At 34.0% G+C, this 1,781-nt stretch carries 2 protein-coding genes; both read left to right on the top strand.

Features of this window, described 5'->3' with window-relative positions:
- The first annotated feature begins 73 nt into the window (after positions 1 to 73).
- Positions 74 to 661, top strand: coding sequence for a hypothetical protein (locus RM545_RS17375; protein ID WP_311496550.1), 588 nt, complete (start codon positions 74 to 76; stop codon positions 659 to 661).
- 174 nt (positions 662 to 835) lie between these two features.
- On the top strand, positions 836 to 1,474 hold the full coding sequence (locus RM545_RS17370) for a hypothetical protein (RefSeq protein ID WP_311496549.1): 639 nt from the start codon (positions 836 to 838) through the stop codon (positions 1,472 to 1,474).
- Positions 1,475 to 1,781 lie beyond the last annotated feature (307 nt).

Here is a 1,781-nt window from a genome sequence, read left to right as displayed (position 1 = left end):
ACGTTGTGCAAAATATTCAACAAAGAAATAATTCAAAACCTCAAAATCAAAATTTAATCCAACCTACAAACAAATGAAATACCCTTTATTTTTTTTCCTATTACTATTTATTACAGTAAATCAAAATATCTATTCTCAAGAAGACTCTAACACTAAATCAATAAAGACAGGAATCGGATTGGGTTTTAATAATGGTAAAAGAGAGACCGGAATGGGTTTAATATATTCTGTTGGCTATCAGAAAAGCTATGGCAAAGAGAATAGGTTAAGACTTAATCCTAACATAATATTTGGTGGATTTCTACCAATAGGAATTACAGATACAAGAGATCAATTTTATAGAATTACATCCTTTGGCTTCAACTTACATTACGATTTACTGAAATATAAATCTTTATCGCTAGTTACTTCACCTGGAATTTTCGTGGATTATTCAAGAGGCCTATTAGGCATTGGAGGATGGCCAGAAGCAAATAATAATACTTCAGAATACTTTAATACATTCTATTTCGGAGGAAAGTTTTCTTTAGGATTAAGAATTGCTCCAGATAGAAAAAGATTAGCTTACGAAATTCGACCTTTAAACTTCCAATTTGGAAATAAAGGCTTTGTTCTGGGTTATCTTATGTTTGGTATAGATATTAAACTTGGTGAATATTGAAAAAATTGTAATTGGTCTAAAAATACTTTGCACAACAGCATATAAAAACAATGCTTTAATTAGTCTCGAATCGAAAAGTCCGTGCTCGCTTGCAACGCCTGATTGTCCTGCGGACAATCAAGTTCGCCCGCTCGCACAGTTTTTATACGAGACGTTGGCATTAATTTGATGAGAATGAAAAACTACCTACTATTCATTATTGCTTTGACCTTTATTTGTTGTAAAAATCCAACAGATTCAATAGGGGATAAAAAGACAACAATAATTAATAAAGATACCGTTCAGACCGACTTAAAAATATCCAAAAGCGGGAAAAAAGTTGAGAGAAAGGACACAAAACAATCAATAAGTGCTAATAACCTGACTGACACTACTGAAAGGGCAACTGGCATTTTAACAGGAACAAATGATAATAATCTCGCACTTAAAGAATTTCAGATTACGGAGAGTTCATTTAATTCAATACTTGATTCCATTGTTAAAAGAGAAAAACGTTGTATGACTTCAAGCTTAAGTAATCTTCATTGGACAATTTTTGAATTGCAGGAAAATGTTTATCATTTAACTATGGCGAGCGACATAGGAAAAGCTGATTTTAAAGGTTTCTTCTATGTTGATGGAATGTTATTCCTGACATCAGAAAAATTAGCTGGCTTTATAAAAGAGACTGGTAAAACAAAGGAATTCACCTTTGAAGCCAAAAATATGACGGATCCTGAAGATTATTCAGCTTACTTTTTAGCTAATTTGGAAGGAAAAATGAATATGGTAAAATCCTATCCACTTCCTTGTGAGGAGGAAGAAAAAAACTAATGCCAACATTATATAAAAACAATGCTAAAACCTGTGCCAAATCGAAACTCCGTGCGCGCTTGCTGCGCCTGATTTTCCTACGGAAAATCAAGCTTGCCAGCAGCACAGTTTTTATATGGGACGTTACAAGGCATCAAATCATAGCGCAAATGGCAATTTTTGGTAGATCGGCAATTGATTTTGACTTCGGGAAGAGAAAAAAGCTACGTGACAACACATCTTTTAGCCACAAGTGGCGCTTTTTTCGGTAAATTTGGAAGGATTGCGTTTGCGAATAAGCGGACTTTAAGACGGATCCGATCAACTG

This window comes from Autumnicola lenta, assembly GCF_031846515.1.
Classification (GTDB): domain Bacteria; phylum Bacteroidota; class Bacteroidia; order Flavobacteriales; family Flavobacteriaceae; genus Autumnicola; species Autumnicola lenta.
Note: the sequence above shows the minus strand (reverse complement) of the source record. Positions and strands in the feature narration are given on the sequence as shown.